26 protein-coding genes and 2 tRNA genes are annotated in these 26,929 nt (G+C 41.8%); 9 read left to right on the top strand and 19 right to left on the bottom strand.

The annotated features are described in order from the left end of the window. Positions 1-30: 30 nt before the first annotated feature. The 4 genes from FA047_RS02135 to FA047_RS02120 all read right to left on the bottom strand — a co-directional run bounded on the left by FA047_RS02135 (position 31) and on the right by FA047_RS02120 (position 4,154). Positions 31-114, bottom strand: a tRNA-Leu gene (locus tag FA047_RS02135). Between the two features lie 24 nt (positions 115-138). After that, a complete protein-coding gene (locus tag FA047_RS02130) occupies positions 139-903 on the bottom strand; it encodes an MBL fold metallo-hydrolase (RefSeq protein WP_136834336.1) in 765 nt (254 codons plus the stop codon). Continuing rightward, positions 904-1,554, bottom strand: a complete 651-nt coding sequence (locus FA047_RS02125) for a LolA family protein (RefSeq protein WP_136834335.1) — start codon at positions 1,552-1,554, stop codon at positions 904-906. Between the two features lie 14 nt (positions 1,555-1,568). Beyond that, positions 1,569-4,154: an FtsK/SpoIIIE family DNA translocase gene (locus tag FA047_RS02120; protein ID WP_136834334.1), complete on the bottom strand. Its 2,586-nt coding sequence runs from the start codon at positions 4,152-4,154 to the stop codon at positions 1,569-1,571. A 114-nt stretch (positions 4,155-4,268) separates the two neighbouring features. On the opposite strand from FA047_RS02120, the gene FA047_RS02115 reads away from it, so the two are divergent. After that, positions 4,269-4,919: an ankyrin repeat domain-containing protein gene (locus FA047_RS02115; RefSeq protein ID WP_136834333.1), complete on the top strand. Its 651-nt coding sequence runs from the start codon at positions 4,269-4,271 to the stop codon at positions 4,917-4,919. Here the strand turns inward: FA047_RS02115 and FA047_RS02110 are convergent. The 4 genes from FA047_RS02110 to pyrF are packed head-to-tail and all read right to left on the bottom strand — an operon-like array spanning position 4,916 to position 8,189. Further along, positions 4,916-5,137: a PspC domain-containing protein gene (locus tag FA047_RS02110; RefSeq protein ID WP_136834332.1), complete on the bottom strand. Its 222-nt coding sequence runs from the start codon at positions 5,135-5,137 to the stop codon at positions 4,916-4,918. The genes FA047_RS02115 and FA047_RS02110 overlap by 4 nt on opposite strands. Before the next feature lies 1 nt (position 5,138). After that, complete coding sequence (locus tag FA047_RS02105) at positions 5,139-6,419, bottom strand: DUF2851 family protein (RefSeq protein WP_136834331.1); 1,281 nt, start codon at positions 6,417-6,419, stop codon at positions 5,139-5,141. A 46-nt stretch (positions 6,420-6,465) separates the two neighbouring features. After that, the gene (locus FA047_RS02100; protein ID WP_136834330.1) at positions 6,466-7,362 is read right to left on the bottom strand and encodes a DMT family transporter; all 897 of its coding nucleotides are present in this window, start codon (positions 7,360-7,362) and stop codon (positions 6,466-6,468) included. Then, complete coding sequence (gene pyrF / locus FA047_RS02095; protein ID WP_136834329.1) at positions 7,359-8,189, bottom strand: orotidine-5'-phosphate decarboxylase; 831 nt, start codon at positions 8,187-8,189, stop codon at positions 7,359-7,361. Before pyrF ends, FA047_RS02100 begins: the two co-directional genes overlap by 4 nt. Before the next feature lie 256 nt (positions 8,190-8,445). On the opposite strand from pyrF, the gene rho reads away from it, so the two are divergent. Next, positions 8,446-10,143, top strand: coding sequence for a transcription termination factor Rho (gene rho, locus FA047_RS02090; protein ID WP_136834328.1), 1,698 nt, complete (start codon positions 8,446-8,448; stop codon positions 10,141-10,143). 16 nt (positions 10,144-10,159) lie between these two features. After that, positions 10,160-10,843, top strand: coding sequence for a CDP-diacylglycerol--serine O-phosphatidyltransferase (gene pssA / locus FA047_RS02085; RefSeq protein WP_136834327.1), 684 nt, complete (start codon positions 10,160-10,162; stop codon positions 10,841-10,843). Between the two features lies 1 nt (position 10,844). Here the strand turns inward: pssA and FA047_RS02080 are convergent, their stop codons facing one another. Both FA047_RS02080 and folK read right to left on the bottom strand, forming a co-directional pair. Next, positions 10,845-11,222: an Hpt domain-containing protein gene (locus tag FA047_RS02080; RefSeq protein WP_136834326.1), complete on the bottom strand. Its 378-nt coding sequence runs from the start codon at positions 11,220-11,222 to the stop codon at positions 10,845-10,847. An 11-nt stretch (positions 11,223-11,233) separates the two neighbouring features. Next, positions 11,234-11,734, bottom strand: coding sequence for a 2-amino-4-hydroxy-6-hydroxymethyldihydropteridine diphosphokinase (gene folK / locus FA047_RS02075; RefSeq protein WP_136834325.1), 501 nt, complete (start codon positions 11,732-11,734; stop codon positions 11,234-11,236). 64 nt (positions 11,735-11,798) lie between these two features. On the opposite strand from folK, the gene sppA reads away from it, so the two are divergent. The 5 genes from sppA to FA047_RS02050 are packed head-to-tail and all read left to right on the top strand — an operon-like array spanning position 11,799 to position 17,368. Further along, positions 11,799-13,562: a signal peptide peptidase SppA gene (gene sppA, locus FA047_RS02070; RefSeq protein ID WP_136834324.1), complete on the top strand. Its 1,764-nt coding sequence runs from the start codon at positions 11,799-11,801 to the stop codon at positions 13,560-13,562. A 3-nt stretch (positions 13,563-13,565) separates the two neighbouring features. Beyond that, positions 13,566-15,242 (top strand): DNA polymerase/3'-5' exonuclease PolX, encoded by a 1,677-nt coding sequence (locus tag FA047_RS02065; protein WP_136834323.1) that lies wholly within the window; start codon positions 13,566-13,568, stop codon positions 15,240-15,242. A gap of 19 nt (positions 15,243-15,261) precedes the next feature. Next, positions 15,262-15,864: a DUF4254 domain-containing protein gene (locus FA047_RS02060; protein ID WP_136834322.1), complete on the top strand. Its 603-nt coding sequence runs from the start codon at positions 15,262-15,264 to the stop codon at positions 15,862-15,864. A gap of 3 nt (positions 15,865-15,867) precedes the next feature. Then, positions 15,868-16,899: a glycosyltransferase family 9 protein gene (locus FA047_RS02055; RefSeq protein WP_136834321.1), complete on the top strand. Its 1,032-nt coding sequence runs from the start codon at positions 15,868-15,870 to the stop codon at positions 16,897-16,899. Beyond that, positions 16,865-17,368, top strand: coding sequence for a SixA phosphatase family protein (locus tag FA047_RS02050; RefSeq protein WP_136834320.1), 504 nt, complete (start codon positions 16,865-16,867; stop codon positions 17,366-17,368). The genes FA047_RS02055 and FA047_RS02050 overlap by 35 nt, the downstream gene beginning before the upstream one ends. Positions 17,369-17,378: 10 nt before the next feature. On the opposite strand, the gene FA047_RS02045 is transcribed toward FA047_RS02050, so the two are convergent. The 8 genes from FA047_RS02045 to FA047_RS02010 form a co-directional block, all read right to left on the bottom strand. Beyond that, a complete protein-coding gene (locus tag FA047_RS02045; protein WP_205943219.1) occupies positions 17,379-18,242 on the bottom strand; it encodes an AMP nucleosidase in 864 nt (287 codons plus the stop codon). Positions 18,243-18,584: 342 nt separating this feature from the next. After that, positions 18,585-19,826 carry an ATP-dependent Clp protease ATP-binding subunit ClpX gene (gene clpX / locus FA047_RS02040; protein ID WP_136834319.1) on the bottom strand — a complete coding sequence of 414 codons (1,242 nt, stop codon included), beginning with the start codon at positions 19,824-19,826 and terminating at the stop codon, positions 18,585-18,587. A 2-nt stretch (positions 19,827-19,828) separates the two neighbouring features. Beyond that, positions 19,829-20,521 carry an ATP-dependent Clp endopeptidase proteolytic subunit ClpP gene (clpP, locus tag FA047_RS02035; protein ID WP_136834318.1) on the bottom strand — a complete coding sequence of 231 codons (693 nt, stop codon included), beginning with the start codon at positions 20,519-20,521 and terminating at the stop codon, positions 19,829-19,831. A gap of 159 nt (positions 20,522-20,680) precedes the next feature. After that, positions 20,681-22,030, bottom strand: a complete 1,350-nt coding sequence (tig, locus tag FA047_RS02030) for a trigger factor (RefSeq protein WP_136834317.1) — start codon at positions 22,028-22,030, stop codon at positions 20,681-20,683. A 213-nt stretch (positions 22,031-22,243) separates the two neighbouring features. Next, positions 22,244-22,325 (bottom strand) — tRNA-Leu (locus tag FA047_RS02025). A gap of 148 nt (positions 22,326-22,473) precedes the next feature. Continuing rightward, positions 22,474-23,166, bottom strand: a complete 693-nt coding sequence (locus FA047_RS02020; protein ID WP_136834316.1) for a LytR/AlgR family response regulator transcription factor — start codon at positions 23,164-23,166, stop codon at positions 22,474-22,476. Then, complete coding sequence (locus tag FA047_RS02015; protein ID WP_136834315.1) at positions 23,166-24,311, bottom strand: TlpA disulfide reductase family protein; 1,146 nt, start codon at positions 24,309-24,311, stop codon at positions 23,166-23,168. The genes FA047_RS02020 and FA047_RS02015 overlap by 1 nt, the downstream gene beginning before the upstream one ends. Positions 24,312-24,336: 25 nt before the next feature. After that, positions 24,337-25,383 (bottom strand): sensor histidine kinase, encoded by a 1,047-nt coding sequence (locus tag FA047_RS02010; protein WP_136834314.1) that lies wholly within the window; start codon positions 25,381-25,383, stop codon positions 24,337-24,339. A 130-nt stretch (positions 25,384-25,513) separates the two neighbouring features. Here FA047_RS02010 and xth point away from each other — a divergent pair, with 130 nt between their 5' ends. Continuing rightward, positions 25,514-26,290, top strand: coding sequence for an exodeoxyribonuclease III (xth, locus tag FA047_RS02005; protein WP_136834313.1), 777 nt, complete (start codon positions 25,514-25,516; stop codon positions 26,288-26,290). A gap of 132 nt (positions 26,291-26,422) precedes the next feature. Here the strand turns inward: xth and FA047_RS02000 are convergent, their stop codons facing one another. Beyond that, positions 26,423-26,752: a hypothetical protein gene (locus tag FA047_RS02000; RefSeq protein WP_136834312.1), complete on the bottom strand. Its 330-nt coding sequence runs from the start codon at positions 26,750-26,752 to the stop codon at positions 26,423-26,425. Between the last annotated feature and the right edge of the window lie 177 nt (positions 26,753-26,929).

Here is a 26,929-nt window from a genome sequence, read left to right as displayed (position 1 = left end):
AACAATCAGATTGTTAGCTATTGAAAAGTGTACCTAAGAGGAGATTCGAACTCCCACACCCTTGCGGGCGCCAGCCCCTCAAGCTGGTGCGTCTACCAATTTCGCCACCTAGGTGATTATATGCAGCAAAGATATGTTTTATTTGCAAAATAACGTCAAGCCATCGTAGGCCATTTTAATATTATTCGGCAAATCTCTTTCCACAACCTCATGTAATCCCATATTATGGCTGATGTGTGTAAAATACGTTGTCTCAGCCCCCACCAGCTCCGCAAATGCAATGGCCTCATCCAGTGTGAAATGCGAAATGTGGTTTTCCCTTTGCAATGCATTTACCACCAGTATTTTAGTTCTCCTTATTTTTGCAACAGTTTCCTCAGACACTGTCTTTGCATCTGTGATGTAAACAAAGTCGTTGATCTTAAACCCCAGAATAGGCAGTTTATAATGCATGATATCTAAAGGAACAATCGCCGTTTCACCTATATTAAATACATCAGTAGCAATGGTATGCATATCAATCTGAGGTAATCCAGGGTAATGCGCCTCAGCGAAAATATAAGAGAATTCCTTTTTCAAAGCATGCTGTACACGCTCGGTAGCATAAATAGCTATATTCTTCCGAAGCAGATAATTAAATGGTCTGATGTCATCCAGTCCTGCAACATGGTCCTTATGCTCATGCGTATAAAGAATGGCATCCAGGTTCTTCACCTCTGCCCGCAGCATCTGATACCTGAAATCAGGTCCGCTATCGATAACTATTGTCTTATCATCTGTTTCAACGAGTACCGATACCCTCAGTCGCTTGTCCCTATGATCTGCGGATGTGCATACGATACAACTGCAGGTAATAACCGGAATGCCTTGAGAAGTGCCTGTACCTAGAAACGTGATCTTCATTTACCTCAAATCTACTACTTCTACTCCGGGATATTTTTTAACATCAAAAGTAAATGTGTTTTCAGTAACCTTCACATTTCCTGTGAATGACTTTACTGCATAGGTATACCTGTTGCCATTTTTATCAAAAATGAGCACGTTACTGATCTGCTTAGCCACCTTATCTATCGTCAGACGTATTTTGTAAAAAGACTTTTTAGTGTCTATTGGCGAAAGGTCGATCATTTGAAAAACCTTCCCTGCTGATTTAGTATCGCCTGTATACAAGGACTTAAACCCGGTTTCATATACTGTGAATATTTTAGCAGGGTTCAATCCATCTGCAGAATTATCTACCGTAGTCACCTGCACCTCTTTATCATCTTTTAAATAAGTCCACTGACTTTTACCGTCACTGATCATCTCCTGCTCAGTCATCGCCACTTTATACTTGTTGGCCGAGGCTTTTACCAGCAATGTACCCTGCTGACTTTCCTTAACTTTTGCCTGTAAATTATCCAGTGTAAATGTGAAGTCAGCTTTAACGACATCAAATGAACGGTATTTTTTACTTACCCCTGCGAGTATAGCTTTTGCTTTCGCATCGGTCTGGGCATAAGCCGAAACTATAAATCCTGAAACCATTACAAATAACAACGCGGTCTTCTTCATCTTTTTCTCCTTTTTTATTTATTGTTGTTCAGGTCATTCAAGAACTGTTCCAAAGCATAATCATCAGGGATCAGAACCTCTCTTGCCTTACTACCTTCAAAAGGCCCTACCACTCCCGCAGCCTCCAGTTGGTCAATGATCCGTCCTGCTCTGTTGTAACCAAGTTTCAACTTCCTCTGTATCAGCGAAGTAGATCCCTGTTGATGCATAACGATCAGTCTTGCAGCATCTTCAAACATAGAGTCACGATCGTTAGGATCAAATTCCAGTTTTGCATTTTCTGCTGCTTCGTCAATATACTCGGGCAACTGGTAGGCCTCCGGATATCCTCTCTGAACGCCGATAAAGTCAGAGATCCGGTCTACTTCAGGTGTGTCTACAAAAGCACACTGCAACCTGATCAGGTCATTTCCTGTCGACAACAGCATATCTCCTCTACCGATGAGCTGGTCTGCACCTCCACTATCCAGGATGGTCCTCGAATCTATTTTAGACAATACCCTGAAAGCTAGCCTTGCGGGGAAGTTGGCCTTAATAGTACCTGTAATGATGTTTACTGAAGGACGCTGCGTAGCCAGTACCAGGTGAATCCCTACCGCACGTGCCAGCTGTGCCAAACGTGCTATGGGCGTTTCTACCTCTTTTCCCGCAGTCATCATCAGATCAGCAAACTCATCCACGATCAGCACGATGTAAGGCAGGAAGCGGTGAGAATTATTTGGATTTAGCTTACGCTTGATGAACTTCTCATTGTATTCCTTCAGATTTCTAACCTGCGCATCTTTCAGCAGGTCATAGCGCTGATCCATTTCAATACATAAAGAGTTTAGCGTATTGATTACTTTCTTTGTATCTGTAATGATCGCATCTGCTTCTCCAGGTAATTTCGCCAGGAAGTGGCGCTCAATTTTATTGAACAGGGTCAACTCTACCTTTTTAGGATCTACCAGTACAAATTTCAGCTGCGACGGGTGCTTTTTGTAAAGCAGGGATACCAAAATTGAGTTGATACCCACCGATTTACCCTGCCCAGTAGCTCCGGCAACCAGCAAGTGGGGCATTTTAGATAAATCTGCAATATAGACCTCGTTAGAGATCGTTTTACCCAAAGCAATCGGCAGATCCATAGTAGTCTGCTGAAATTTCTCTGTCGCCAGAATACTGCGCATAGAAACCATCTCTGGATGCATATTCGGCACCTCTATACCGATGGTTCCTTTTCCCGGCATTGGTGCGATGATCCGTATTCCAAGTGCTGCTAAACTAAGTGCGATATCATCTTCAAGATTCTTGATTTTTGAAATCCGCACGCCGGGTGCCGGAATAATTTCATAAAGTGTCACCGTCGGACCTATCGTAGCCTTGATCTTGTCAATCTCTATGTTATAGTGATTTAAAGTCTCCACGATCTTATTCTTATTTGCCTCAAGTTCTTCTGCGTTGACAGATATTTTATTTGAACCGTGGTTCTCCAGCAAATCCAGATGAGGGTATTTATAGCTCGCCAGGTCCAGTGTCGGATCATAATTTCCAAACTGCTCAACAAGCTCTTCTGATTTCTTATCTTCCTCTGTTTTTTCGATGGTCAGTTCGGGCTCTTGTTTCTGTGGCGCCTCTGTCGCGAGTTCTACATTTGGCGACAACTCAATAGATGGAGAAGCTACAGGTGGCGTGTGTACAACCGGAGGATGCATTACGTTGACTGCAGGGGTGAAGGACGGGATGATTTCTTCATCTTCTTCCTTTTGCTCAAATCTGGATGGCGTAATCACCACATTTTGCTCTTTTTTCCGCTGACTATTGGCAAACCTGTCATTAAGTGTAAATTCAACGGGCTCTGAAAGTACTTCATTTTCAAGTTCAATATGCTCCGGCACGTCAGGAATAACTGCATCTTCACGCTTACGTTCAGGCAGTTTAAAATCAATATTATAAGCAATGATCAAGACGGTCAGCGCAAGAAAAGCAATCAGTCCACCAACTCCCGCTACCCCAATCTGGGCCACCAGCAGTTTATTGGTCCAATAACCGAATTGCCCTTCCAAATAATGAGGGGCGTCGGAGAAAAAGGCATGACAAAAACCAAGTGTAAGGGAGATAAACAGGAGAAAAAAGAAGCTGTAGGCAAGCGTCTTTTCAATTGCAAATATCTTCACCTTGAATAGCAAACGATACCCAATCACAAAGAACACAAAAATGAACAGGAATGAAGCCAGACCGAACCATTCGTAGATAAACTGGTGCGATAATAATGCACCAATCTTACCCAGCCAGTTCTGGACCACCGGAGGAATATTTACCTGCTGCAGTTCTTCATAGGTTTTAAATAAATTACTCCATCCCCCGTTCGCATCGATTACGTAACTGTGATCTTCCTGCCAGGTAAACAGGTATGATGTAAAAGCTATTAAAAAGTATAGAGCCAGGATGATGAATACCAGGCCGATGATCTTTAGAAACCTGCCGTCCTGAAAATCGAAACGTGGCAATATCTCCGCCCGTTCCTTAAATTTTCTGGTACCAGCTGACCTGGAACCCTGCTTTTCATCTGATTCGTTTTTAAAAGAATTTGACTTAAATTGGTTACCCCTTACCGACATTTTCGCTATTAATATTTATAATCAACAAACTTAGATAAAAACTAAGAAGCATTTATGCTTACAATATAAAAAAAAAAATTACATAAGTTTGTCGACTCAACTCTAATTTACACGATGAACATTGCAACTCTTGAAGCACTGATAGAAGACAATAAACTACAGGAAATATATGATCTTTTGAATAAAGCGCCACAGCTCGCAGATCAGAAGACCAGTCATGGTGTATCTCCTGTCTTACTGGCCTGTTACTATAGAAAACCGAAAATGGCAGAATTGATTGCCGGTTTTTCTACTGAAATCAATGTTTTCGAAGCTTGTGCCTTGGGGCAATTAGAACATACTATCGGATTGATCACCGCGCAGCCTGAACTGGTAAATACTTTTGCGAATGATGGTTTTACTCCACTTGGACTGGCTGCCTACTTTGGCCATGAGGAACTTGCAAGAGTATTGATCGCCAACGGAGCTGAAGTGAACGTGCCAACCAGTAATGGTTTTAACGTATTTCCCATACATTCTGCCGTAGCAGCAAGAAACTACAAGATTACCAAAATGCTGCTTGATGCAGGTGCAGCAGTCAATGTAAAACAGCAGGCAGGTTTTACACCATTACACGCTGCAGCGCAATACGGAGATATTGAAATACTGATACTCCTGCTGGAGCACAACGCTGATGTGGACATCAGAATGGAAGGAGGTAAATTGCCGGCCGATCTGGCAGATGAAAAGGGTTATACTGAAATTGCTGCTATCCTCAGAAATTAAACGTCCCAGATCCTTAGTCTGATCTTTTTTACATAATGCCTTACATCGAGTACCAGAGCTGCAAGTATATAAAAGACAATAGGAAAACCAACAGCCAGAAAAGAAGAGTAAATAAAGAACAGCCTGATCTTACTGATCGACATATTTAACCGGTCTGCAAGGTAAGTGCATACCCCAAAACTCCGCTTTTCAAAGAAAGTAATGATTCGCTGAAACATCTTATTTTTTTAGAATTTTAATTCCGATACCACAATTTAAACATTTTTTTTGACTGCAATGGTATTTATTTAATTGCAGTAAGGCCTGCGACATCAGTGCACTGTCTGGCCTGACCCCCGAATTAACGTACTGATCTATAATCATATTGCGTTCTGCCGGCAATTCTTCTAAAAAAACAAGTGCCCTGTCCATAAAATGTGCCTGGTCTGTATATTTTCCATAAGTAAACAGAAACAGACAAATGGTATTGATCACAATATTTTGTACGGACGCAGGTCCGGGCTGAAGACGCACGTGTTTTGTAGCTTTTCTGAAATGATAGTGCTGTTCCCAATAATTATTCACAGGAAGATCTTCAAATAAACGATAAATCTCTTTCAAAGATTTTAGTTCCAGGATCTTTGAGAATAAATGGCTCGAACTCACGATCAGCGCCGCAAACTGGGCAAGCCTTACTGTTGGGAAATTCTGCGGCCTCATCCTCAGAAACTTCCATAGGGAAACATCAATTGGCTTAAATCCATATTTTCTTTGTAAAAAAGTATACTCCAGGTAAAGCTGCTTTGAATATTCATCGGGTAATTCAGCATTTAAAAACCCGGCCTGGCCAAAAATCATCGCCTCTATCTGTAATGGATTATTTTTGTGCTTCGCAAAAATTCGCTGGGGCAATGAGGAAGCGAGCATCTCAAAGGGTACTGCATTTACCTTAAATCCAAAATTTCTTGCTATAAAATAATAAAAGGTCTCATCCCAACTGCCTTTTAACGCTCCTAGCCGCGTCAGCACTTCGGCTGATTTATGTTGAAGTCTTTCCGCTATCGCCCTCGACAATGCATTTTCAATCACAATCTGATCAACACTCCCAATCTGCTTTTCACAGGGAAATGCGTTCCTGTTATTAACCAGGCTATGGTAAGTATAGAGTAAATGATCTGAGAAGAGGTCTTTCAACACCAGAACAGGTATCAAACTTCCATTTCTATGATAGATCTCCTGATCATGCTGATAAACGACATGGAGGATCACTGATTCAAAAGCTCCGTTTTCGCCATGGCTGTGCAGCAGCCAGTCTGAAGATTTGATGTGCAACTCTACGTTGCCCGCCCACAGGGTATCGTCTATTTTGAGTCTGGCATGACTAAAATCTGGCCCGGCATCTTTATTAAGTACACCCGGACTCAGTAGTTCCAGCTTTTCGCCACCGGCACAATAAAGTTCAGTGGTTTTAAATAACCTGAACTGCCATATAAAATGTAAAAAGTCTTCCGTAAAATTCATCACGGCGAACTTCATTCAAAATAATGAGATAGTCCAAATCAATGTACTATGTTTTTTGCTTTTTATAATTGGTGATGAATACACCAAGGATAATTAAGGCGGTTGCAATCACAATATCAAAAGTAATGACCTCATCGAGAATCAACCAGCCAAGAAACAGCGCGATCACAGTATTGAAATAAGAAAGCACCGAAACTTCTGTTGCCGTCACCTTTTTCAGGGCATAATGGTAGCAGAAAAATGCAATTACCGAACCAAACAACGCCAGGTAAACCACGGCAAGTAAGCTCCTCCCCGTCCAGCTGCTTACATCCGCATCGCCGGAGAAAATAAAGGCAAGTACAAACTGAACTACTGCAGAAAATACAAACTGATAAAAAAGGTCTAAAAAGATCTGATCAGATTTCTGATTGCTCTTCTTAACATATATGGTACCGATAGTCCAGCCGCTGATGGCCGCACAAAGAAACAAAATTCCTGTTTTGTAATTGGGATCAAGAAGTGCACTAAATCCATCCCTGAATATAAATGCTACACCTATAAAACCGACAATCACTCCCAAAAACCCCTTCCAGGAAGGCTTCTGCAGGCCGATCAGCACACAGCCTAAAAAGACAAATATGGGGTTCAGTGCATTCAATAAAGAAGTAAGTCCGCTTGGGATACTCTGCTCTGCAACAGTAGTCATTCCATTGGCTACCACCAGCATCAAAGAACCCAGGATCATCTGTCTTCTTAAGTATGGCCAGCCTTTCCAGCTCAGCTCATTCCTGCGGATCAGGATAATGAGTAAAATGGCTGAAGCAATGGTCTGCCGTATCGCTGCTACAAACCACGGCGGTATAGTCTCCACCGCAATGCGGATCCCCAGATAAGTCGTGCCCCAGATAATTGCGACAGCCAGCAAAGAAACGATCAGCCTTACATCCAGCTTTTCTTTCATATCAATTTCGCAGATTCAAGGATCTGCTCCATTTCCTGCTGTACTTTTAATGCTTCGGCTCTCGCTTTTTCTGCAAAATCTTCTCCATTACCTGCATAAATAATAGCTCTTGCTGAATTGACCAGCAAGCCACATTCTTTATTCAGTCCGTACTGACACACGTCGGCCAGACTGCCACCCTGCGCTCCGATTCCAGGAACAAGAAGGAAATGATCAGGAGCCAATCTGCGTATATTTTTAAATTCTGAACCTCTTGTTGCACCAACTACATACATCAACTTTTCACTGTCGGCCCACTGAGAAGAAATCCGGATTACTTCTTCATAAAGTTTCCCTCCTGGTGTTTGGTGCAACTGAAAATCACTATGACCTGCATTAGAGGTTAGTGCCAGCAGGATCACCCATTTGTTTTCATGTTGTAAAAACGGGTCTACAGAATCTTTTCCCATGTAAGGGGCTACTGTAACCGCATCAAAACCCATCTCAGATTTGGCTTCATTAAAGAAAGCATCGGCATACATAGCGGAAGTATTGCCAATATCTCCTCTTTTCGCATCTGCTATGGTAAAAATATCTTTGGGGATATACTGCCATGTTTTGATCAGCGTTTCCCATCCCTTTAATCCCATTGATTCAAAAAAAGCAGTGTTTGGTTTATAGGCAACGCACAGATCTTTGGTAGCATCAATAATTTGTTTATTGAACTCCAATACCGGATTCTCGTATTTTAACAAGTGTTTTGGGATATTTTCCAAAACCGGATCAAGGCCTACACACAAAAAAGATTTCTTGGTTTTAATCCGCTCAAATAGTTGCTTCTTATTCATCAGGGGGTAATTTTGTGTGCAAAGATGTCAAATTTAACAATCATTTAATGCCTGTTTATCTACTTTTAAAGTAAATTATTTTAAACATTTTAATATTTTTCTTGGAGATTAGTTTACAAATACATAGAATTGCAACATAATTCTCTAAAAGTTTATCTGACCATTCCAGAAAATCTCATAAAATCTTGTTTCTACTATTTTTTATAATTGCATTTTCTGCTTGGTTCAATTTTAAAATTTTCTCTACACCTATATAATGTTTAATAAAACAGAATTAAATGAAAAGCTCACAGCAGAACTGCGTGAGATTGCTAAAACTCAGGGCATACTAAACGCAGATGATTTAAGGAAAGCAGAACTGGTTGAGATCATTGCTCAGATTACAGAGCAGGAAACTACAGCTGAACCGGTTACAGCAGAAGCTGTTAAAACTGACGCTGCCCCGAAAGCATCTAAGCTGAAAACAGCTGCGGCAAAGGAAGTAAGCACAGAAAAGCCTACCAGAAAAAGAATCCGTATTCCAGCCAAAGAGGAAGAAACAGTAAAAAATACGCCTTTCAACCGCGCATCATTATTTGACACCCCACCGGCATATGAAAAACCTGAGGCTCCTGAGTTTCAGGAAACAGAACAACCTGCAGAGGTATTAACTGAGGTTGCTGAAATTGAGCAGCCTGCAGCTACTCCTGCTGTAGCACCTGCCGGCAATCCGGCACCTGTGCAAACCGGCGAAAACAAAAAGAACAAACAGCCGAGAGAGGACAACAGGCCTAAAAATCCGAATCAGAACAATAACAACAATAATAAACAGGCAGAAAACAGCTATTCAAATCTTGATTTTGACAACACCATCACCAATGAAGGTGTATTGGAAATCATGCCTGATGGATATGGTTTTTTAAGATCTGCAGATTATAATTACTTATCTTCTCCTGATGATATCTATGTATCGCAGTCTCAGATTAAATTATTTGGTCTGAAAACAGGTGATACTGTTAAAGGCAGTATCCGCCCTCCAAAAGAAGGCGAAAAATACTTCCCTTTAGTAAGGGTCGAAACCATCAACGGACGCCTGCCGGCCGACGTTAGGGACCGTGTACCTTTTGATTACCTGACTCCTTTGTTTCCTACTGAAAGGTTAAATCTGTTCACGGAAACAAATAACTACTCAACCCGTATCATCGACTTATTTACCCCTATCGGTAAAGGTCAGCGTGGTCTGATTGTAGCTCAGCCTAAAACGGGTAAGACCAACTTGTTAAAAGAGGTTGCCAATGCGATCGCTAAAAACCACCCCGAGGTTTATCTGATCATCCTGTTGATCGACGAACGTCCTGAAGAGGTAACTGATATGGCTCGCAGCGTAAGAGCGGAAGTAATTGCTTCTACTTTTGATGAGCCTGCTGAGCGTCACGTAAAAATCGCCAATATCGTATTGGAAAAAGCAAAACGCCTGGTAGAATGTGGTCATGATGTGGTTATCCTTCTGGATTCTATTACTCGTCTGGCCAGGGCATACAATACCACTGCTCCTGCTTCCGGAAAAATCCTTTCTGGTGGTGTGGATGCAAATGCTTTACATAAACCTAAACGTTTCTTTGGTGCCGCCCGTAACATCGAAAAAGGTGGTTCATTAACCATTCTTGCTACTGCGCTTACAGATACCGGTTCGAAAATGGATGAGGTGATCTTTGAAGAATTTAAAGGTACCGGTAACATGGAGCTTCAACTGGATCGTAAATTATCTAACAAACGTATTTTCCCTGCAATTGACATTACGGCTTCAAGTACACGTCGCGACGACCTATTGCACGACAGAGATACACTGCAGCGTGTTTGGATCCTGCGTAACCACCTTGCCGACATGAACGCTCAGGAAGCAATGGAGTTTGTACAGGCACAGATCAAAGGCACAAAATCGAATGAAGAGTTCCTGATCTCCATGAACAGCTAATTGAATTGAGCTTAATATGATAAAAAAACATATCCCTAATGCCATTACTTGTGCCAACCTTTTTTCAGGTTGTATTGGGATAGTTTATGCATTTAAAGGAAACCTGGAAGTAGCCGCATATTTTGTGGTGCTTTCAGGTATCTTTGATTTCTTTGATGGGTTTGCAGCAAGGCTGCTTAATGTAAAATCAAACATAGGTAAGGAACTGGATTCTTTAGCGGATATGGTCAGCTTCGGATTCTTACCCGGAGTGGTAATGTTCCAGCTATTGGGACAAAGTGATTATTCCTCAGAATATTTACCTTACTTCGGATTCATCATCACCGTATTTTCTGCGCTGAGACTGGCAAAGTTCAATATTGACACCCGACAGACTGAAGATTTCATTGGTTTAAATACCCCGATGAATACTTTACTGATTGTTTCACTCCCTTTTATCAAGGCAGGTTACCCTGATGTAATAGGCTCAACGGCATTACTGGTAGCCCTGACGGCTTTATTGAGCTGGTTGCTAGTAAGTGAAATTCGTATTTTTTCCATGAAGTTCGGAACAAAAGGCTGGCAGGAAAACAAACTAAAGTATATTTTCCTGACCCTTTGTGTACTATTGGTCGCTGCGCTCAGATTTGTAGCAGTACCTTTCATCCTGATTTTGTATATCGGATTATCTATTTTGCATTTTAGACGAATCCCACGCTAAACTAAAGTTGTTTTTCCAGTTCAGCCCTGGCCTTATCCAATTGTCCGTATAACACCTCTACAAAGGCTACAAGTTCATCACAAGCTGAAGGTAAACTATCCACATCTTTAAGGGAACTTGCGTTATCCTCCATCATTTGCATGTGTGCTTTTGCATCTTCACGGCCAACATATACAAAGGTTGGTTTGATTTTATGTGCAAAACCTGCTGCTTTGCTCCATTCCTTGTCATCTATTGCCTGTTGAAGTTCAGCAATGTACACAGGCGTCTGGCTTTTGAACAGGTCTATCATTTCGATGATAAACTCGGCACTATCACCGGACATTTCTTTCAAATAAGAAAGATCAAGAGGCTCGTTATTTTTATTTAGATCGATCATTTAAAACAAAACTATAAATTAATTTTTGATACAGATAAATTATCAGCTAAAGTTTGCAATATCTCTGATACAGTTCTTTTCAATACAGGATGGACACGCGCTCCGGCAATTTCAGCGAGAGGTTCCAGCACAAACTTCCTGTTTTGCATTTCCGGATGCGGGATCTGAAGCTTCCCCGGAATGTCTATGATTTCATCGCCGATAAGGATCAGATCGATATCAATCAGCCTTGCCCCCCATTTCTCATGTCTTACCCTTCCCAGCTCCAGCTCAATATCCAAAGCCACTTCCAATACCGCCAAAGGGGACAATTGTGTCTCCACTCCCACAGCAATATTCAGAAAGCCGGGCTGGTCTTCCCTGCCCCAGGCAGCAGTTTCATACCAGGAAGACCTGGAAAAAACTGACCCTATTCTCGAATTAATCTGAACCACCGCATCATCAATCAGCTGTACCCGATCTCCCAGGTTGCTGCCGAGTAACAAAAAAACCTTTTTACTGTCCAATACCATATCAATTTCAAGGTAAACTCACCTTCGTTTACTTATATTTACAAATTAAATATTAAACTACCACATGAGAGAATTTTTCAAGTATGTTTTTGCCACCGTAGTCGGAATCGTAATTTCAACTGTACTGCTTTTCGCACTGTTTTTTATTGTTGTCATCGGACTTGTATCTTCATTGGAGAACGACAAAACTGCACTCGTGAGCAGCAATTCGGTATTATTTATGAATCTTGACCAGGCAATTATGGAGCGTACACCTGATGACACTTTTGCCAAATTCCTGGGATCTGAAGGAGAAAAGAGTATTGGCTTCAACGACATCATAAAATCTCTTAAAAAAGCGAAGACTGACGATAAGATTAAATGCATATACCTGAATGTAACTTCTCCAAATGCTGGTTTTGCGACTATGCGTGAGGTAAGGAATGCACTGCTGGATTTCAAAACCAGCGGCAAGAAAATCATCGCATACAGCGAAGTCTATACACAGGGTGCCTATTACCTGGCTTCTGCCGCGGATAAAGTTTACCTCAATCCTGAAGGTGCATTGGAATTTAAAGGGTTAAGTTCACAATTGATGTTCTTCAAAGGAGCGCTCGACAAACTGGGTATCGAAGCACAGATCATCCGTGTTGGAACCTACAAAAGTGCTGTGGAGCCGTTCATTAACGATAAAATGAGCGATAAAAACCGTGAGCAGGTAACCGCTTATGTATATGGGTTATACAACACCTTTTTAGACGGCATAGCTCAAAGCAGAAAAATAAGTAAAGACTCTTTGCACCATATAGCTGATGATTATAAAATCCAGCAACCTAAAGACGCGCTTGCTTATAAAATGGTGGATGGACTGAGGTATAAAGATGAGATCCTCAACGAACTCAAATCGCTTAGCGGGATAGATCAGAAGAAAAATCTCAAAACAGTGACCATCAATGATTATGCGCAAAATGTAGCAGCTGATAAAAACCCATCTGGAGATAAAATAGCGGTAATTTTCGCAAATGGTGACATCAACGGCGGCGAAGGATCGGACAATACCATCGGTTCGGAGCGCCTATCAAGAACCATCAGAAAGGCCCGCCTGGACAATAGCATCAAAGCAATCGTGCTCAGGGTAAATTCACCGGGCGGCAGCGCGCTGGCTTCTGATGTGATTTGGAGGGAAATTGTTCTTGCCAAAAAAGTGAAACCGGTAATCGCTTCTTTTGGAGACGTTGCAGCTTCCGGTGGTTATTACATCGCTTGTGCAGCGGATTCTATTTTCGTTCAGCCCAATACCATCACCGGCTCAATCGGTGTATTCGGCGTGATTCCGAACTTTCAGAACCTGTTAAACAATAAACTTGGAATTACTTTCGATGGCGTAAAGACCGGTAAATATGCTGATATTATGAGTACCAACAGGCCGCTTACCCCTGGCGAAAGACTGATCATACAAAATGATGTAAACCGTGTCTACGACAGCTTTATTACCAGGGTAGCGGACGGCCGTAAAAAATCAAAAGCATTTATTGACAGTATCGGAGGCGGGCGTGTTTGGGTAGGTACTGATGCCGTTAAAATTGGTCTGGCCGACAGAACCGGAAGCTTCAACGATGCGATAGTAGCCGCCGCTAAAAAAGCAAAAGTAAAAGATTATAAAATTGTTGAATATCCTGAAATCATAGACCCGATTAAATCCTTCATGGAAACCGGTACGGACAAAGTAAGAACGTATTTCGCCAAACAGGAATTAGGTGAAAATTACCACATCTACGAACAAATGAAATCAGCTATTGCCAAATCGGGTGTACAGGCCAGGATGCCTTTCGAAATCAAAGTTCAATAATCAATGGAAAACAAAGCAATTGCACGTACCCTACGACTGCTCTCGCAGCTTATGGAACTGCACAATGAAAACCCCTTTAAAATTAAATCTGTTGCAAATGCTGCATTTAAGGTAGATAAACTCCCATTTGCCATCAAAACCAAAAATCTGGAAGAGATCGCTCAGATCGATGGCCTGGGTAAGAGTATATCTTCAAAGGTATGGGAAATGCTTCAGACAGGCACCATGGCAGAACTGCAGGCCATTCTTACCGAAACCCCGGAAGGCATCGTTGAAATGCTGGGCATAAAGGGAATTGGTCCTAAGAAAATCGTGGTGATCTGGAAAGACCTGGGTATTGAGAATATCGGCGAACTATATTATGCCTGCAATGAAAACCGCCTGATCGAAGCTAAGGGTTTCGGTCTGAAAACTCAGGAAGAGATCAAAAAAGTAATCGAATTTCAGATGGCGGCACATGGCAAGTTCTTATATGCCCAGACTGAACCTCTTGTGAATAAACTCCATGCTGATTTGTCCGTATGGCTTAAAGGCATCAGCGGCGAGCCTTTGCTCGGCGTAGCAGGAGCTTACCGTCGCTGCCTGGAGATCATTGAAGAAGTAGAACTGGTTCTTGGTGCAGAAACCATACAGGAAATTTATGATAGAATTGCTGAATTCGAGCCTTTAAATTTTGAACCTCATACAGAGAATACTTTAATTGCCTTAAGTCCTTTCGGCCTGAAAATAAAACTTCACCTGACCGACAAAAAGGATTTCTACCTGAATTGGTTCAGACTGACCGGAAATGAAGCGCATGTAAAACAGGTACTTGACATGGCAGGCCCAGGCCCCTTCGCCGACGAGTATGAAATATACCGCAAGGCAGGCCTTTCTTTCGTAGAACCGGAACTGAGGGAAAGTCTGGATGAGATTCAGCTGGCTAAAGAAAATAAGCTTCCTGTACTCATCAAATACGAAGACCTTAAAGGAAGCCTGCACAACCACTCTACCTGGAGCGATGGTGTACATAAGCTTGAAGAAATGGCTCAGTATTGCAAAGAAAACCTGCAGTTGGAATACCTGGGTATTTGCGACCACTCACGCTCTGCATTTTATGCCAATGGCCTCAATGAGCAGCGGGTATATGCACAACATCAGGAAATCAATGCTTTAAATGCCAAATTAGCTCCTTTCAAGATCTTTAAAGGCATCGAAAGTGACATCCTCTATGATGGTGCTTTGGATTATAGCGATGACATCCTGAAAACTTTCGATTTTGTGGTGGCATCGGTTCACAGCAACCTGAGAATGGATGAAGAGAAAGCAACTGCCAGACTCATCAAAGCGATAGAAAATCCTTACACGACCATCCTTGGTCACCCTACCGGCAGGTTATTACTCAGCCGGAAAGGATACCCTATAGATTATACTAAGGTAATTGATGCATGTGCTGCAAATAACGTGGTGATAGAAATCAATGCAAATCCATTACGTCTGGACCTCGATTGGCGCTGGCACAGGTATGCACTGGAAAAAGGTGTGTTGTTATCTGTAAATCCGGATGCACACAGAACAGAGGGTTTTCATGACACCCGCTTTGGTTTATTGATTGGCCGTAAAGGCGGACTTACCGCAAAACAATGCCTCAATGCCATGTCGCTGGAAGATATCTCCCAATACTTCAGCAATAAAAAATAGTTATCCTTACCTTTACCCCATGATTAGTAAGCTTTGTAATAAAATTTTTCAGGATGCGATCAACGATTATCACGTTCACAACAATATAGATCAGCCTATTTCAAATCCTTACCGCATCAGCAGCCTGGAGCATTTATTATACATGAAATGCTGGATAGACACCGTACAGTGGCATATGGAAGATGTGGTGCGTAATCCCGGCATTGATCCGGTAGAAGGATTGCAATGGAAGAGACGTATTGATGCCTCCAATCAGGAACGTACAGACGTAGTGGAGTACATCGACAGCTATTTTTTAGAAGAATATAAAAACATCAGTCCGAAAGCAGAGGCCAGAATTAATTCTGAGAGCCCGGCTTGGGTGATCGACAGGTTATCTATCCTTGCTTTGAAGGTTTACCATATGACCGAAGAAACTCAGCGCAGCGATGCTTCAGAGGAACATATCCGCAATTGTACTTATAAACTTAACATTTTGTTAAATCAAAGAACAGATCTTTCCGGTAGCTTAGACGAGCTAATCGCAGATATAGAAAATGGCACTAAATACATGAAGGTATATAAGCAGATGAAGATGTACAACGATCCAAATTTGAACCCAATCCTATACAATACCAAATAGCTAATGCCAAAAGCAGCTAAAATATTGGTAATTCGTTTCTCGGCAATGGGCGATGTGGCAATGACTGCACCTGTCTTAATAGAATTCAGAGAAGCTTATCCCGACACCGAATTACTAATTGTCAGCCGCCCGCTATTCAAACCTTTTTTTGATGGCTTAACCCATGCGCAATTTCATCCCTTCGATCCAAAACAAAAACACAAAGGTTTTTTTGGACTTATTAAATTATTCCGGGAATTAAAGAAACAGGAAGTAACTGCTGTGGCGGATCTTCACAACAACCTGCGCAGCAAAATACTGACCCTGCTCTTTTTCTTTGCTGGTGTAAAATCAGCTACGGTCGATAAAGGCAGGAAGGCGAAAAAAAGGCTCACCAGAAAAGAAAACAAATTGGTCATCCCACTCAAGTTGACCATCCAGCGCTATGCAGAGGTATTCGGAAAGCTCGGTTTTCCGCTTACACTAAAAAACACCATCCACAAGCAACCGATAAACGGAAATGACATCAGAAAGATTGGCGTCAGCCCTTTCGCCCAGCACCTTCAAAAAGTTTATCCGTTACATAAAATGGAAAGTGTGCTGCTTACATTGGCAGAACTTGGTCACCAGCTGTTTGTCTTTGGCGGATCAGAAGAAGAACGACAAATAGCTGAAGGCTGGGCAGACAAACATCAAAACATTACTTCTACTGTAATAAAGATGGCACTGCAGGAAGAACTCGAATTCATTTCCACGCTGGACGTCATGCTCAGCATGGATTCTTCAGGGATGCACCTCTCCTCTTTAAAGAATGTTCCGGTTGTATCCGTGTGGGGAGCTACACACCCCTATGCCGGGTTCCTGGGCTACGGACAATCAATAAATGATGCCGTTCAGATAGATTTATATTGCAGGCCATGTTCAGTATATGGAAATGTTCCCTGTTACAGAGGCGATTTTGCATGCATGAATAATTTAACTGAAAAAACCATTGTAGACAAACTACTAGAAAAACTCAATAATGACCAAACAGCTGCTATTAGTAAGACACGGTAAATCTGACTGGGGCAACAGCCACCTTGCAGACTTCGACAGGCCTTTAAACCCAAGAGGGCACAGGAATGCGCCCGAGATGGCAAACAGAATCCTCAACAAAAATCTTGTGCCTGAACTGATTGTCAGCAGTCCCGCGCTCAGAGCACTGACTACAGCAAAACATTTTGCCCAGGTCTGGAACAAAGCTCCCGGGCAAATACTGGAGAAGCCTGAAATCTATGAAGCAAATACCAGCACATTACTTGAGGTATTGAATGGACTGTGTAATGATTACAACAGGATCGCCATATTTGGGCACAATCCGGGTTTCACTGACTTCGCCAACTACCTCAGCGATGCGGGAATCTACAACATACCTACCTGCGGCACCGTACTTATAGAATTTACTACCGATCACTGGTCAGAGATCAGCCACCATACCGGTAAGCTGGTTGAATTTGATTTCCCTAAAAGTGCCGATGAAGATTAGCAGGTGAAGATTAAAAATGCAGGTGCTTTACAGTAAGTCCGTTGTTGATCAACTGCTTTAAAGAATCTATTCCTATCCTCAGGTGGGTCTCTACGAACTGACTGGTTACATTGCTGTCACTTTCTGTTGTTTTCACACCCTCCGGTATCATCGGCTGATCTGAAACAAGCAATAGCGCGCCTGTAGGAATTTTATTAGCAAAACCTGTTGTAAAAATGGTTGCTGTCTCCATATCCACCGCCATAGCTCTCAGCGTCTTCAGGTATTTCTTAAAACCCTTATCATGTTCCCATACCCTGCGGTTGGTTGTATAACAAGTGCCTGTCCAATAATCCCTAGAGTGATCCCTGATCGTAGTAGATATTGCCTTCTGCAAAGCAAATGCAGGCAAAGCCGGCACTTCCGGCGGCATATAGTCGTTAGACGTCCCCTCTCCTCTTATCGCAGCGATCGGCAATATAAGGTCGCCCAACTGGTTTTTCTTTTTCAGTCCGCCGCATTTACCCAAAAACAGTACAGCCTTCGGCTTTATAGCACTTAGCAGATCCATCATCGTTGCAGCAAGCGGACTTCCCATACCAAAATTAATAATGGTAATCCCATTAGCTGTCACACTCTGCATAGGTTTATCCAATCCCATTATAGGCGCATTGTCATTCCATTCAGAAAACATTTGAACATACTTGCTAAAGTTTGTCAGCAATATATATTGACCAAAATCATCCAACGGCCTGCCAGTATACCGCGGCAACCAGTTATTAACGATATCAGCCTTAGATTTTAATCCTTTCTTTACCGGAGATTCAACTTCCTTCACCTTCTTTGCCTTTGCTACAATCTTCTCGTCTTTTTTTACATCCTTCTCTTCATTCATATATTCCTCCTTTTCTTAATAATTCATTATTTTCTTCCTGCTCCTCCTTCCTCTGCACTAGCGCGGACTTAAAAAATCACCTTCTCAGAGAAGACCTCAGCGCCCATGTTGCGAAGCTTCAGGGGATGCAGTCTTCGAAGAGAACGGTTATTTTTCCAAGTCCAAGCGGCGCTCTTCCAATCATCACCTTCTCAGAGAAGACCTTAGCGCCCATGTTGCGAAGCTTCAGGGGGTGCTTCTTCGAAGAGAACGGTTATTTTTCTTACGACCGAGCGGGTTCCTCGAAACCCTAATAACAAGTTAAAAAAAATCCCCGGTTATCTTACCGGGGATCTCATCATTTTATGCTGCTTTTAACTTCTTAAAATCGGCCTTTTCAAATTTCTCTACCGCGTAGTCGAGTGTGATCAGCAGTTCCTTGACCGTCGAATCAGACGGTATCTCAAACATTGCATCCAACATAATTGCTTCGCAGATAGAACGTAAACCCCTTGCTCCAAGTTTGTATTCCATAGCCTTGTCAACTATAAAATCCAACACCTCATCATCAAATACCAGGTTCACATTCTCAAACTCGAACAACTTCACATACTGACGCATCAATGAATTCTTAGGTTCCGTCAGAATATTACGCAAAGCCTGCTTATCCAGTGGGTTCAGGTGTGTTAACACAGGCACACGTCCGATCAACTCAGGAATCAAACCAAAGGACTTTAAATCCTGCGGAGTAATGTATTTATACAGGTTCTTAAGATCCAGATCTACATCATCCTTTTTCACTTTATAACCCACCGCCTGAGTACGCAGCCTGTTCGCAATTTTACGTTCGATACCATCAAAAGCACCACCGCAAATGAACAGGATATTATTTGTATTCACAGGGATCATTTTCTGATCAGGGTGCTTACGTCCGCCCTGAGGTGGGACGTTCACAACCGTGCCTTCCAGGATCTTCAATAAAGCCTGTTGTACACCTTCACCCGATACATCACGTGTAATAGAAGGATTGTCGCTCTTACGCGCCACTTTATCTACTTCATCAATGTATACAATTCCACGCTCAGCTGAGGCTACATCATAATCCGCAGCCTGCAATAAACGGGTCAGAATACTCTCTACATCCTCCCCGACATAACCTGCCTCTGTAAGTACAGTAGCATCACAGATACAGAAAGGTACATGCAAGATTTTTGCAATGGTTTTCGCCAGCAGGGTCTTACCCGTACCAGTTTCACCAACCAGCATGATGTTCGATTTTTCAATCTCTACCTCATCAGCCTTATCCACCTTCTGGCTCAATCGCTTGTAGTGATTATACACCGCTACCGAAAGTACTTTTTTGGCATCATCCTGACCAATTACATACTGATCAATATGGGCTTTAATTTCCTGCGGTTTCAATAACGTAATCGAAGAATCCAGGGGTTTCGATTTCTTACTACCCAGCTCCTGTGCAAGTAGCTGATTGGCCTGCGTCACACATTTATCGCAAATGTATGCGTCCAGTCCTTCGATAAGCATCAAGGTATCCTGTTTACCCGACCCACAAAAAGAGCAGCGGGAATCTTTGTTTTGTTTAGCCATTTTTAGTCTTTCTTCGTACTTCCCAGTACCTCATCAATCATTCCAAAGCCTTTAGCTTCTTCTGCTTTCATCCAGTAATCACGGTCTGAAGCCTTTTCTACCCATTCGTAAGTTTGTCCTGAATGCGTAGCAATAATATCGTATAATTCTTTTTTCAGTTTCAGCATCTCTCTTAAGTTGATCTCCATATCTGAAGCTACACCTTGCGCACCTCCTGAAGGCTGGTGGATCATCACTCTTGAATGCTGTAATGCCGCACGTTTACCTTTTGCACCTGCAACCAGTAATACAGCCCCCATAGATGCTGCCATACCTGTACAGATTGTAGCCACATCCGGCGAGATATACTGCATGGTATCATAAATACCCAAACCTGCGTACACAGATCCGCCTGGTGAATTGATATAGATCTGAATATCTCTGTTGTTGTCTACCGATTGCAAAAATAACAATTGCGCCTGAATAATGTTTGCATTTCCATCATAGATGGCATCACCCAAAAAGATAATACGATCCATCATCAAACGGGAAAATACATCCATCTGAGCTACATTCAGCTGGCGCTCTTCTATAATGTAAGGGGTCATGCTTTTTGGAGAAACATTAGTTGCGCCAATGTAACGATCTACATTCAAACCGTTAATGCGGTGATGTTTAACTGCGTATTTTCTGAATTCGTCTTTATCTATCTTCATGACTATTATTTTATATTTTTCTATTCCTTACGCCAAAGTAAGGAAACTAAGTTGGCAATTTATTGTGGCATTGTAAAATTTGAAGATCTTTTTATACGCATAAGGCGGCCTTAAAAAGCCGCCTTATCAATATTTATAAATTAAAGCCTTCGCGAGCGATTACTTCAATAGATCTACAAACTTATTGTAAGCTATTTCTTTTTGGTCAATTGTAGCAACCGATTTAATGTGTTCAAAAACTTTAATAGCTTTTACCTCATCAAAAATACGGTTTGCATTGTCTTTCTCCTTTAAGAAAGTTGCAGTGTACTGAGCCAGTTGATCTTCCGGCATCGGAGCTGGACTATACATTCTGAACTGAGCATCTAAACGTTGTTTCGCCGTCTGGAACACATCTTCATATTTAATTTCGATGTTGTTGTCTTTGATCAGTTTGTTCTCGATCAAAGTCCATTTCAGGTTTTTAGCGAAATCATCATAACCTTCAGCCAATTCAGCATCAGTTAATTTCTCGTTGGTAGCTTTTAACCATCTACGCAAGAACTCATCAGGCAATTCGATTTTTACACTGTCAATTAATTTAGTGTACATATCGTTTTGCAATTTGCGGTCTGCATCCTGGTTAAACATGCTTTCAACTTCCTCAGTGATTTTAGCAGTAAAACCAGCTTCGTCAGTTACTGTACCTGCACCAAATAATTTATCAAAGAACTCCTGATTCAGATCTGCTTCCTCTAAACGGTTTACATTTTTAACCGTTACCTGGAATTTAGATTTCAAGTCTTTTGCATCTTCTTCGCTGATATTTAACAATTTGGCGATGATCACCTCATTTTTATCAAAAGCTTTCTGAACATCCAGTTCAACTACGTCATCCTTTTTCAGACCAACTAAAGTTTTTAAAATCTTTTTATCAGTCACCTGATCTAAACGAATAGATCCTGTATGGTTAATGCCACCTTCAAAAACTGAACCATCAGCAGAAAGTTGTGCTATTTCGGCATAAAGTACATCTTCTTCTGCCGAAACTTCAGGATTTGTCATTTTGCCATAGCTTTTACGGATGTTTTTGATACGTGCCGCAAGCGTCTCAGCGTCAGCTTTCACATCATACTGAGTAAATTTATCTTTAGAAGTGATGTTTACATCGATCGCAGGAGCCAGACCCAATTCATAGTCAAACTCAAACTCGTCAGTATTATCCCATTTGAATTCTTTAGTATCATCCATCACTGGTAATGGCTGTCCGAGGATTTCTACTTTATTATCAGTAAGGTGCTTGTTTAAAGTTTCGCTCAACAGGTTATTGATCTCTTCAACAAGGATGCTTCTGCCATACATTTTTTTAATGTGGGCTGCAGGAACCATTCCTTTACGAAAACCCGGAAGGGTTGCTTTTTTAGCTTGTTCTTTTATAGATTTATCAACCTTTTCAGTATAATCTTCAGGCGCAATTTTAATCTTTACAACTGCGTTTAGGTCGTTAATTTTTTCCTGTGTAATGTTCATTTTTCTGAATCAATTTTTATAACCGTCTCTTTCTGCGGAATATCGGGAAGTATACCCTCCATTTACCATTCCTGTTAGAGGGCGCAAAATTAGTTTTTTTTATTCTATTTTCCACATTATATATAGGAAACCATCATGATTTTTTTTAAACCATACAGTGGGATGAATATGGCATAAAAAAAGACAGCTCTTTCGAAGCTGTCTTAATGTACGTGCGGAAGAAGGGACTCGAACCCCCACGCCGTGAAGCGCCAGATCCTAAGTCTGGTGCGGCTACCAATTACGCCACTTCCGCAGTTAGGATGTATTTGTTTTGGACTGCAAAGATAGAGATAGTTTCTAAAAGTCAAAACTGTTTTTAAATTATTTTCGCTCTGCTCACTTAACCTGTTGGTTTACAGTTAAAACATTTTTCTTATTCAATTCAATGTCAAACCACTATTCTACCTGTCTTTGCCTACATTTTGTAGTAGCTGATTTCTGTATAGTTTAGACAATGGGATCTTATTCCCGCCCACAGTTACCTGGTGCTTCTCAATGCGTTCAATTTTCTGCCTGGAAATGACAAAAGATTTATGAACACGTATAAACTGATCCACAGGAAGTTTAGTCTGTAATTCTGTCAATGTAATGCGTGTCAGGGTATGCTTATCTGTTTCATGTAAGTCCACATAATTGTCCTCTGCCTTCGCAAAGATCAGGTTACTAAATTTTATTTGTACCCAGTCATGTCCATCTTTCACAAATAAGGCCTGCTCCTCTTCACGTTTTTTCAGACCTGGTGCCTGCAACCTGGTTTCAGCAAGCTGACATGCCTTTAAAAAGCGGGTAAAATTAATCGGCTTCAATAAATAATCTGTAGCTTCCAGCTCAAACCCTTTTAATGCGTACTCTGGATAAGCAGTAGTAAAAACAACCTGAATTTCAGAATCCAGCATCGATGCAAATTCAATCCCCGAAAGATCCGGCATAGTGATGTCAAGAAAAATCACGTCCACACGCTCTTTTTCAAGATATGCCAGTGCATCTTTAGCGCTTAAAAAGCTAGCATCAAGCGAGATAAAAGGAATCTTTTCCGCATGAGTACGGATAATATCCAGCGCCACAGGCTCATCGTCAACTGCAATTACTTTCATCACTTTATCGGTATTACTTGTTTAAGTTTTTCCATCAATGCTGCTGTTTCAAGGTCTCTTGCTATAATTATTCCCTCAGGATCAATCAGAAAATTCTGTGGAATTTTTCTGATGCTGTAAAGCTTAGCAACCTCATTTTCCCAATGCTTCAGGTCAGAAACCTGCGGCCATTTTAGCCCGTCTTCTTTTATCGCTTTTAACCATGCATCTTTTCTATCTGTATCATCAAGAGACACCCCCAAGATAGTAAAATTCCGTCCTTTAAACTCATTGTAAATCTTCACAAGTTCGGGGTTCGTGTCCCTGCAAGGCCCACACCAGGATGCCCAAAAGTCAATCAGCACATACTTCCCCCTAAATGAGGCCAGGCTTACAGGCTTGCCGGCAGTGTCCTGCTGGGTAAAAACAGGTGCCCTCGAACCCGGATTGAGCGCAGTCTGATCTGAAAGGAATTTCTGAAACTCCTTGCCCAACGGCATGTTCTGCACCCTACCGGAAAGCCTGTTAAACATAGGTGCTATAACCGAAATATCAGGTGATACCCCGGCATATTCCTGTAAAGTAGCTAATGCAATAAAACTATCAGGATGTTCAGTAATAAATCGCTGCTGAATAGACTTTTTAATCCTGTTTAAACTGTCCAGCTTCTGATTCATCATCGCAATATTTTCTTGATCAGCTGTCACTATCAATCTGCTGAGCTGATTTTTCTGTTCAGTCACCGGCTTTAACATTTGCTCCAACCTAAAGTAATCTGAATTGATCCCCTTTCCTATGAACTTAGCATCGGCAATTAAACGGCTTGTTTTCAGCATAACTTTGCCCGGATAAATATACATGCGCAAAACATCCTGTTTCTCATTGCGTTTTTTTAGCAATCCGGAAAATCCAATGGCTGTCGTATCGCACAAAAGAGTTGCATTCACGAGTCTCCCGATCTTGCCGTTAAAAACAAACGATCCGCTATGCTGCACGGCCGAGTCCACGATCTTTTTACCATCCTGCTGGTACAATAAATAAATCTTAGCTTTTGAAGGCATCGCCATCGCATTGATTTCAACAGCAAACGAAGAGTCCTTCGTCTGGGATACGGATATGAAGGGCATAGCTGCCCCGCAAAGCAATAAAACTACTTTTTTAATCATGGCGACAAAAATTAGGTGGAGTATTTTAAACGTTGAGTTTTAGCGAAAGTGAAACTTTATAATCTGATCCGGTATTTTTCTGAACCAGCTTGTAATTACCCCGATAAAGCAGTTCCAGGCGCTTAACCGCATTCTTTATTCCTGTATTGTTTCCCTTTACCTCTGCACGGTTCTGAACAATAGTATTGAAAACTTCGAGATGAAGCACATGGTCTGTCGCAATAACCTTCACCTCAATCTCACATGGAATATCCATACTGATACCATACTTAAAAGCATTTTCAATAAAAGGCAGGAGCAACAGCGGTGCTATCTGATACAGGCGTCCATCTGAGACAACCTGAGTGCTAACTTTAATGCTGTCCTTTTCAGGCAAACGCACCTGCTGAAGCTGAAGATAGTTTTCTATGAACTTCAGTTCATCTGACAGCGAAACAAAATTTTCATGCATCCCATAAATGGTATAGCGCATCATGTCAGACATCAGGTCAATTCCCTGCGCCGTGTCCGGTGCTTTTTCTTTTAATGCCGTACCATAAAGATAATTTAAGGCATTAAATAAAAAGTGCGGGTTCAACTGGGCCTTTAAGGCATGGAGTTCGTTCTCCGACTGCTGAATCCTCAGCGCCTTTCTGTTCTTATTTTGATGATAATAATCCCTCACTATTGTATAAACAAAAGCATAAACTGCTATATATAAAATAGGCTCAATAGCAGAGAGTTTGCCCTGCTGTTCAAGTACGTACGGTCGCAGGACATAAAGGCCCGCAAATGAAATTATCCCAGCGAATAAACACCCTGCTATAAACACGATGAAATGATATTTTTTAAATAGAAATTGCCTTACAACTTCAGCCAAAAAGATAAATAGCCCTACAACGAATAAATCTTGCTTGATATTCAATGCATACTGCCAGCCGCTTACTGCTGAACCATCCGCGTTATAGATATAGTTACCCCAAATGTGTACATGATAGAGATAAGGAATCAGCGTAAATGCAATAATCGCAGCCCAGGCAATTAAAAAATGAACAGCCCAGTTTGTCAGTAGTTTTTTTAGCGTCTTTATCATAGGTGTCTTTTTGATACAGGTCAAAGAAACCAAACTAAAAGATTAATGTATAATTAATGTGGCAACCCCTATCAAATATGTGGTGAAATTATCAGCTTTGACCTATCTTTAAGAATCCAACCTGATCGAAATGAAAATAACAACCTATAATGTCAATGGTGTAAATGGCCGGCTCCCTGTTTTATTACGCTGGCTGGAAGAAGAAAAACCGGATATCGTTTGTTTACAGGAACTAAAAGCCCCACAGGAAAAATTCCCTGAGCAATCTATAAAAGATGCGGGATATAATGCCATATGGCATGGTCAGAAAAGCTGGAACGGCGTAGCTATTCTCGCACGCAATCTCGAAATCAAGGAAACCAGACGGGGGCTCGATGGTGATCCTGAAGATTTGCATAGCCGTTATATAGAAGCTTTTGTAGGTGGTATCGTTGTGGGCTGCCTGTATCTGCCAAATGGGAACCCTGCTCCCGGACCAAAATTTGATTATAAATTAAGCTGGTTTGAACGCTTTTCAAAACATGCCCTCGCACTTTTAGAATATGATCTTCCTGTAGTACTAACAGGAGATTACAATGCAATCCCAACAGAATTTGACGTTTATAAGCCGGAGCGCTGGGTAGAAGATGCATTATTCAGACCCGAAACCAGGGAGGCATTCAAGAATCTTGTCGGCCAGGGCTGGACGGACGCCATCAGGAAACTGCACCCAGATGAAAAAATCTATACTTTCTGGGACTATTTCCGTAACGCTTATGGAAGGGATGCAGGATTACGTATCGATCATTTCCTGCTCAATCCACAACTGGAAAACCGATTGTTAAAAGCTGGCGTAGACCGTCACGTAAGGGGCTGGGAAAAGACCAGTGACCATGCTCCGGTTTGGATTGAAATCAAGGATCTTTAACCGTCCTCGTCATCCTAAAAACCTCCCCAGATACTGACTGTCCGACACCTCCATTCGATCTTCCGACATACCTATGCTCCCTGCTTCTCTCTCCTCCCCGAGGAGAGATGGCTTTAGCCAGAGAGGAGCCTACTACCCTACCCTTTGGAAACAATGCCGGACTCCAAGCCGTTCGTGGCTGTGAATATCCCGCTTGACCATATCCCCAATACCCGGCAGCGCTAATACCATCAACATTCTATACAGCAACCACCAGCAAACCGCAATGACCACCACAAACCCTACCAGTGCCAATACCAGCATCAATCCAATACTCTTTGCAATCTCCATCGAATTACCCTGCGGCAAATCAAACAACAACGGCGCCGTGTACCAAACCAACAACACAATCACCAACTGTAAAACCCGCGCTATACTTTTTCTCGTCGGCACCCAAGCCGACCTTAAACTCAATGTTTTCATAATTTCTAATTTTAAATTTTCCCGTGTGGACTTCCCTCCGTTACTATAAGGAGGCTCATTTACGATTTTCTTAGTTCGCTAGCAGAAAAAGACAGGTACCTCCGACAGGACATAGCATTCATTCGAGCTACGATAGTAGCGAGATTTATTGCAGTCCTGGAGGAGTGTACCATGTCT

It is taken from the genome of Pedobacter frigoris (genome assembly GCF_005116445.1).
GTDB classification, from domain to species: Bacteria; Bacteroidota; Bacteroidia; order Sphingobacteriales; family Sphingobacteriaceae; genus Pedobacter; species Pedobacter frigoris.
The sequence above is the reverse complement of the archived record's forward strand: the minus strand, read 5'-3'. Positions and strand labels throughout refer to the sequence as shown.